Consider the following 7,723-nt stretch of genomic DNA (forward strand, 5'->3'; position numbering starts at 1 on the left):
TTATTTGAAGAACAACCTCCGAATAAAATTACATTCAACAATACAGTAATTTTCAATATAGATGTCTTTATCATTGTATCATAAAAATCACTAACTTTTCTTGATATCTCGTTTACATTTCTGTTTATTCAATTTAATTGAAAGAAATTTGCATATTAAATCTACATTTTCAATGCGATTGCTCCTGTTGTTACGAGGTGCTTTATGATTTTTTTGTCTGGTAAAACTTCCAAAATATAAACAATATGTTCTACATTGAATCTGTAATAATTCTTGTGAAATAAATATAAAAGCGGTACTGTAGCAATCATCTTAATTTTATTAATTTTAGAAGAGTCTATAATCTCGCCTTTATCGTTAGTTCGATGGATTAAATATGGCATTTGACCTTCATCCAAGCAAGGGCACCTAAAATAATAAAATTTAAATAAAGGAGCGTCTGTAATTTTTATCATTCTATCATTAATAGGAATTTTGGCTGTATCAAGTAAATAATACAAAGTATCTCGTTTAATAGTGGTTACTTGACTGAAAGTAAATTTCGAGATTAAAATAAAAGCTAATAAAAAAAATAGTTTCATATTTTTAATTTTATTGGCATCCAACATATTGATTTAACAAATTGATACTACCATGAAATGTAGAATTTGGATGCGTAACATCATCTCCACCCCATTTAGCTTTAAAAGCTTGTGATTCTTCTAATCCCTCCCAAGCATAATTTAAGTAAGTATTCCAATCTACATAAGAATCATTTTTAATACCTGGACTTATTATTTCCATGGCTTCTTTGATTCCTAATGCTATAAATTCAGTATCCTTAGCTATTATGTTATGTTGTTCTACCTGTTCATCATTAGAAGAAAAAGTTTGGCCCCTTAACTGATAGGCTGAACGAGTACTATCCATTTGGTAGGCCAAGTACTGGTCAAAAGAATCAGCATAAGTCGTGTTGAACGTTTGTGAACCCATTCTATTTTGTTGTATTAATACTTGCACAATACGCGCATGATAGGCTTCGTGAATAAAAGTTTGAACATAAGATGCTACAGAATAAGATTCTGTAGCATTATTGATCATTATAGTTACATCAGAACTATTATAATTTTTACTATTTATAGTTTTACCAGTAATATTAGTGGGTAATATACCTGCAATAATTTTAAGATTATAATTTGAGCTTGTAAATGCAACGGTTAATGCACTATAGACACTATTTTTTTCAATTACGCTATACACACAGTTTAATTTTCGATTAGTAGTAATAGATGGATCAACAGTTACATTTTGGCCATTTTGCGATGTATCTGGACCACTAGTATATCCCCCATCACCACCAACACCACCGCTACCGCTACTGCTACCGTCTCCACCACCGCTATTACCATCACTACCATAAGAAGTATAACATTCCTCGTAACCGCTGTCAACCCAAGAACCAGATCCAGAGTTACCTGCTTGGTAATTATAATTATATGCTTCTGCGCAATCTACATATAAATTCAATAGTACGCGTTTTTTACCTTCATTAGACAGAATTGTTTTATCGTTATTACTGTTTGTAGCTTTAGGTGAAAAGGCTTTTATTATCTTACCTTCATTATACTGATAACCGTTGATAAACTTCTTATCTAATGTATAAAACATAATTTGCCCATTAAACTTCGACGGTATATGATTATAATGTATATTGGATATCACAGAACTACTGTCCGGGCCCTTCAAATTTTCAAAAACCTTCATATAGAAATTGAGCCTTTTACCATTGTTAAATTCTATAAAAACAAGGCTGTTTTTGTTTCGACAATTTATAGGGTTTGTTTGAAAAGCCCATACATCTGTACTTTTTTCTAAATCAAATTCCATTATCCTACTGCTATCGCGCTTTAAATAATACATTTTATCCCACTTTACATTTCTATTTTTAAGCATAGCCGTATAGTTTTGATTAGTGCTATTGATGCCGACTTGGTTTGCAGTAGTATCATTTTTGTAAATTGATTTTAATTCTGACAAATTTATTTCTTTAGTTAATGCTGGCAGTGCAGATGATTGCTGGCTATCTTTTTTACAGCTATTAATAGCAAATGCTATAATTATGAATAGTATTAAATTAAAAGCAAAATTTTGAAAGTAGTATTTTTTCATTCTTTATTAAATTTATTTTTGAAAATTAAATATTATTTAACAATTAAACAAGGAACTATAATTTTTTTAAATACAGTATTTTAAAGCAAGCAAAAAACAATTACTTATTCAACTCGATTTCCTAAAACTAAAATTACCGCTAAATTTGCGGCGCATGAGAAGAACATCCGTCCGCCAAAAAACCGTAGTAGAAAACGTAGCCATTTTTGATATTGCCGAAGAAGGCAAAGGCGTTGGCCGCGCCGGCGAGATGGTGGTTTTTGTAGAAAAAGCCGTGCCGGGCGATGTGGCGGATATTGAAATTTTCCGCAAAAAAAAGAACTTCGGCGAGGCTAAAATTATAGCCCTAAAAACAGCATCGAGTTTGCGCACCGAACCTTTTTGCCAGCATTTTGGCGATTGCGGGGGCTGCAAGTGGCAGCACCTAACCTACGAAGCGCAGTTGCATTACAAGCAAAAAGCCGTAACCGATGCGTTGGAACGGATTGCCAAAATTGATGTAAGCCACGTGATGCCGATTTTGCCTTCGCCGGAAACGCGTTTTTACCGCAACAAACTGGAGTTTACTTTTTCAGATAGAAGATGGCTGACCAACAACGAGATCAGCAGCGGCGAAACTTTTGCCACGGATGCTTTGGGTTTCCACGTTCCGCTTTATTTCGATCGAATTTTGGATATCCAAAAATGCCATCTGCAGACTGATCCTTCCAACGAAATCCGAAATGCTGTTCGCGATTTTGCCATTAAAAACAGCATTAGTTTTTACAATTTGCGCAACCACGAAGGCGGGTTGCGAAACCTGATTATCCGCAGTTCTTCCACCGGAGAATTAATGGTGATTGTGGTTTTTGCTTACGCGGAAGCAGACCAAAGGAACAATTTGCTGGAGTTTATCAAAGTTAATTTCCCGCAAATCACTTCGCTTTTGTACATCATCAACCAAAAAAAGAACGATACGATTTTTGACCAGGAAGTTTTGACTTATGCTGGCCGCGATTTTATTTATGAAAAAATGCGCACTGATTTTAGTGGCATAAAAACAGTACGCTTCCAAATCGGGCCGAAATCTTTCTACCAAACCAACTCACATCAGGCTACAAGATTGTATGAAGTTGCACGGGATTTTGCAGAATTAAAAGGCCACGAATTGGTTTACGATTTGTACACCGGTGCCGGAACCATTGCCAATTTTATCGCCGGAAAAGTAAAGCAAGTGATCGGGATTGAATATGTGGAAAGTGCAATTGAAGATGCAAGAATCAATTCAAATATCAACAATATTACCAATACTAAATTTTTTGCTGGCGATATGAAAGATGTTTTGGATGCTTCTTTTACGGCACAAAATGGCAAACCCGACGTGATCATTACCGATCCGCCGCGGGCTGGAATGCACCCGGATGTGGTAAACCGTTTGATGGAAATCGAGGCCGAAAAAATAGTTTATGTAAGCTGCAACGTGGCCACACAAGCGCGCGATTTGCTGGTTTTAAAAGAGAAATACGAGGTTACAAAAATACAGCCGGTGGATATGTTTCCGCACACGCAGCATGTAGAAAACGTGCTTCTTTTACAGTTAAAAAAATAACAAAATGAATCCCGAAGATTTATTGCAGGAAGGCAGCGAAGAAGAAAAAAAGCAGCGCAGTCCGCTGGAAAGCCTGGAAGTTGATTTGAAATATTTCAACGATTCGATCAAAGAAGTGGCCATCGAAATTATGGTGGAAGGTTTGTCCAAATACCCGGTTTTTATTGCGCACCAGCACGAAGTGAAGCTGGGCGAAGTGATTTTCGACCGGCACGAAATGAACACGGACTGGACGATCCAGGCATCAACTTTGGAAGAATTTATGGAACGCGGCGTCATCAAAAAAGAATTGCGGCAGCGTTTTATTGATACGTACAAAAACCCGGACAAGTTTATGTGTGTGTTTGTGATTGTGCCCGAAGGCGCTAATTTTGTGTTTTTTCCTTATACCAATTGATTTATTTTAATTCTAATTGTAGAAACACACCCCTAACCCCTCTCGAGAGGGGAAATATGGCGCCTACCTTTTTAACGTTAGAAAGATAGCAAACTGTGCTTCCCCTCTCGAGAGGGGTTAGGGGTGTGTCCTTTTAAAAACCACGATCAAAAAAATACAATTTGCTTTTCTTAATTTCATCCATGCTTCTTTTATCCACTTAAATTATGTCTGAGAAAAAAATCCTCGTTTTAAACAGCCGCCAAATCCAGCAAAAGATTGACCGGATTGCTTACCAGATTGTGGAAGACAACATCGAAGAAACCGAAATTGTACTGGCCGGTTTGCAGCAGCGCGGCTTTCGATTGGCTGCCCGTTTAAAAACAATTTTAGAAGAAATTGCGCCTTTTAAAGTTACTTTGATCAGCATTGATTTGGATAAATATAGCTCCAGTTTAAATGCTTCGGTAAGTGTGGAGGTGGAAGAATGCAGCAACAAAGTGGTGGTTTTGGTGGATGATGTATTGAATTCCGGCAAAGCGCTGGCTTATGCTTTTGGGATTTTCCTCGATATTCCGCTTAAAAAAATACGCACCGTTGTTTTGGTTGACCGAAACCACAAAAGCTTTCCCATCTCAACAGATTTTAGCGGGCTCGCACTTTCTACCATTTTAAAAGAACATGTGGATGTGGTGCTGGATGAAAACGGCCAGGAAGATGCGGTTTATTTGAGATAGAACAACATTAAGAATTTGCTTTTTTAACGCCAAGCGCAATCAGATCATCATCAATCCGCTTGTTCCAACGCTCCTGCTCGGCCGTGTTGATGCCGTGGCGTGTTTCGGCATCGTACTGGTCTTGCAGGTGGTTCATCTCCCTAAAAGATTCGTAAAACTCGTAATTGATCGGACCATCGCAATTGGCAACCGGCAATTTCATCGCCTTTATTTTTTGTTCAAAACGTTTGCCCACAATGGCCACAATGTCAAAGTGGCGTTGTTCGTGGTTTAAGGTGTAATTCGTCCGGTCGTTATCTTTTACCCAACAAGCACTTTTTGGTACATAGATTTTCATGCTCAATTGGATTTTGATGACGCCGTTTTTAATCTCACTTTTCTCATCAAAACCCAAACTTGGGAACACCGTTGCGGCATACTTGCTGTTGGGCGCTTTCTCCTGGAAATCGTTCCAATTTAAAGGCCGGTTTACCGAATAATAGATCGTGTCGCCTTCCGGTTTTTCGTGGTAATCTTTGATCGAAACTTTAACTTCTCTGGCCAATTTTGGATTGTCATTGGCCTGGCTATTGATCCAAGTATTAAAATAAGTTAAGGCCGAGATAAAAGATTGGCGCAAAGCAGGCTCCACAATATTAACAGGCTGGTTGTCCTCCGGACGGACATACTTGGTGTCTAAACGATAATCCGTTAAATGGATATTATCGCCAGTGCCATCCATCAAATCAAAAGCCAAAGCAGCGGCAACTTTGCCTTCAATTTTTCCGGGCGCGGCTATAGTTTCTGTGGCCTTGCATTCTTTTACCCGCACTACAATCGGGCGCAGTTTTTTATCGCGCGGCAAACTTTGGAAGATAAAATCCTGTATGGCAAGTTGCGCGCCGCCTTTTAAATCTATGGCTTGCAGTGTAGGTTTTTGTTTTGAATTGGATAAAGGAAACAGCCAGGCAACCGCAGTTTTTTCGGCACGTTCGTCCACCACTTTGGCGATGTAAAACTCTTTTGGCACGATAGGCAAAACCTGTGGCTGCAATGCAATTGGTTCCGGTTTTTGAACTGGAGGTTTGTATGACACCAAAAAAAGCATGATAAAAACAGCACCGGTAAATTTCACTGAATTGATCTTGATTTTATAAAAAAACTTTGGCAATGGAAGTATAATTTTTATTGACGGTATAAACGCCAGCGGATTATTTTTAGTATGTAAAATTAGCTTTGAAAGGTTCCGGGCTTGGTATAATTATAAAATTAAAAAAGCTTATCTTCAACATAAATAAATACATTTACGATAATAATATAACCATTAGTTAAAAACACCGATGAGAGGGCTAAACAAAGTAACTTTAATAGGCAATTTAGGCAAAGACCCGGAAACGCAACAGTTGGAAGGAATATTTTCAGGCCAGCATACATCCTAAACTTTTGTAACTTAGCTTTAGAAAAAAATTTATGACTTATACCGACAAACATATTATTGAAACTTATTCCTGGCTTTTGGAAAGTTTGAATTTGGAAAGTAAGGCAGAACTAATAGAAAGTCTTTCAAAGTCTTTAAAAAACGAAAAGAGAAATACAGAAACCAAATTCTATCAATCTTTCGGAGCTTTTGCCTCAGAAAAAACGGCAGAAGAAATTATCGCCGACTTAAAATCCAGCAGAAAATTTAGAAAAAAAGAAATTAAACTTTAATGCCTTACCTGCTCGATACAAGTATTTGTGTTTTCTTCCTTCGCGGCAAACTCGATTTGGATAAAACAATGAAAGAAAAAGGACGTGAGAATTGCTACATTTCTGAAGTTACAGTCTTCGAACTTCGTTTTGGTGCAGAAAACAGCGACAGTCCGGAAAAATCTCACCAAACTGTTGACGATTTTATAGATGGGCTTATCATCGTCCCAATTTATGGTTGCAGCAAACGTTACGCTAAAGAGAAAGTCAGGCTTAGAAAAATGGGCAAGCCAATAAATGACGAATTTGACCTTTTAATTGGTGTAACATCCGTAGAAAACAAACTAATTTTAGTAACCGACAACATCACAGACTTTCAGAATATTGAGGATATAAAAATCGAAAATTGGTTTAAGCGAAAATGATACTTCTGCCAACAGGGACAGGTGCGCTGCACCGGAATAAACTGTTAAAACTATGTTATGGAATGGGCTTACGGGTAAGTGAAGTGGTAAATATAAAGATTACAGACATTGACAGTAAAACAATGCAGGTTTTTATAGAAAAAGCCAAAGGCAAAAAAGACCGGTATGCCAACCTGCCCGAAAGCATTTTGGAACAATTACGGGCCTATTATAAATTGTATAAACCGCAAAAATATCTGTTTGAAGGATTACAAGGGGAACAATACAGCATCAGAAGCGTACAACAGGTTTTTAAAAACGCTATGCAAAAGGCGAGGATTAACAAAACCATTGGCATACACGGCCTACGGCACAGTTTTGCTACCCATTTACTCGAAAACGGTACAGATATTAAATTTATACAAGAATTGTTAGGCCACAATGATATTAAAACAACTTTACGATATATACACGTAAGCAAGCAACAGTTAAAAAATGTAAAAAGCCCGTTAGATAATTTATAACAATTACGGGGATTTGTATTGACGCAATAACAAAGGGGTAAAAAGCGCAATGCGCATTTTGTATTGCCTTAAACTTGCGGAAGAATATAAAAGTGATGATTATGAATGTGTTAATATTTTTATTATCGATAATTTTCAAAATAAAAACTGTTTATATATATTTACCAACGACTTACAAAACATGCGTATATTTACTAGTTGTGCGTAATACCATGAAAATTCGCTACCTATCATTTGTAATAATTTTTGCGACTTTATTTTCTTGTAATAATATTCAT

The 7,723-nt window shown here is 37.0% G+C and carries 9 protein-coding genes; 6 read left to right on the forward strand and 3 right to left on the reverse strand.

Features of this window, described 5'->3' with window-relative positions; translation table 11 throughout:
- Positions 1 to 161 precede the first annotated feature (161 nt).
- On the reverse strand, positions 162 to 581 hold the full coding sequence (locus tag V5804_RS08285; RefSeq protein WP_369590914.1) for a hypothetical protein: 420 nt from the start codon (positions 579 to 581) through the stop codon (positions 162 to 164).
- 10 nt (positions 582 to 591) lie between these two features.
- Positions 592 to 2,148 carry a hypothetical protein gene (locus V5804_RS08290; RefSeq protein ID WP_369590915.1) on the reverse strand — a complete coding sequence of 519 codons (1,557 nt, stop codon included), beginning with the start codon at positions 2,146 to 2,148 and terminating at the stop codon, positions 592 to 594.
- 154 nt (positions 2,149 to 2,302) lie between these two features.
- Between V5804_RS08290 and rlmD the strand changes: the two genes are divergently transcribed.
- The 3 genes from rlmD to V5804_RS08305 all read left to right on the forward strand — a co-directional run bounded on the left by rlmD (position 2,303) and on the right by V5804_RS08305 (position 4,849).
- On the forward strand, positions 2,303 to 3,736 hold the full coding sequence (gene rlmD / locus V5804_RS08295; protein WP_369590916.1) for a 23S rRNA (uracil(1939)-C(5))-methyltransferase RlmD: 1,434 nt from the start codon (positions 2,303 to 2,305) through the stop codon (positions 3,734 to 3,736).
- A gap of 4 nt (positions 3,737 to 3,740) precedes the next feature.
- On the forward strand, positions 3,741 to 4,133 hold the full coding sequence (locus V5804_RS08300; protein WP_369590917.1) for a hypothetical protein: 393 nt from the start codon (positions 3,741 to 3,743) through the stop codon (positions 4,131 to 4,133).
- A gap of 206 nt (positions 4,134 to 4,339) precedes the next feature.
- Positions 4,340 to 4,849 (forward strand): phosphoribosyltransferase family protein, encoded by a 510-nt coding sequence (locus V5804_RS08305; protein WP_369590918.1) that lies wholly within the window; start codon positions 4,340 to 4,342, stop codon positions 4,847 to 4,849.
- Positions 4,850 to 4,856: 7 nt separating this feature from the next.
- On the opposite strand, the gene V5804_RS08310 is transcribed toward V5804_RS08305, so the two are convergent.
- Positions 4,857 to 5,963 (reverse strand): hypothetical protein, encoded by a 1,107-nt coding sequence (locus tag V5804_RS08310; RefSeq protein WP_369590919.1) that lies wholly within the window; start codon positions 5,961 to 5,963, stop codon positions 4,857 to 4,859.
- Between the two features lie 335 nt (positions 5,964 to 6,298).
- On the opposite strand from V5804_RS08310, the gene V5804_RS08315 reads away from it, so the two are divergent.
- From V5804_RS08315 to V5804_RS08325, 3 genes are read left to right on the forward strand one after another with little or no spacing between them, the layout of a single operon-like run.
- Positions 6,299 to 6,538: a hypothetical protein gene (locus V5804_RS08315; RefSeq protein WP_369590920.1), complete on the forward strand. Its 240-nt coding sequence runs from the start codon at positions 6,299 to 6,301 to the stop codon at positions 6,536 to 6,538.
- Complete coding sequence (locus V5804_RS08320; protein WP_369590921.1) at positions 6,538 to 6,942, forward strand: type II toxin-antitoxin system VapC family toxin; 405 nt, start codon at positions 6,538 to 6,540, stop codon at positions 6,940 to 6,942. Before V5804_RS08315 ends, V5804_RS08320 begins: the two co-directional genes overlap by 1 nt.
- Positions 6,939 to 7,445 carry a tyrosine-type recombinase/integrase gene (locus V5804_RS08325; protein WP_369590922.1) on the forward strand — a complete coding sequence of 169 codons (507 nt, stop codon included), beginning with the start codon at positions 6,939 to 6,941 and terminating at the stop codon, positions 7,443 to 7,445. The genes V5804_RS08320 and V5804_RS08325 overlap by 4 nt, the downstream gene beginning before the upstream one ends.
- Positions 7,446 to 7,723 lie beyond the last annotated feature (278 nt).

The sequence above is a fragment of the Mucilaginibacter sp. genome, from assembly GCF_041088075.1.
GTDB lineage: Bacteria > Bacteroidota > Bacteroidia > Sphingobacteriales > Sphingobacteriaceae > Mucilaginibacter_A.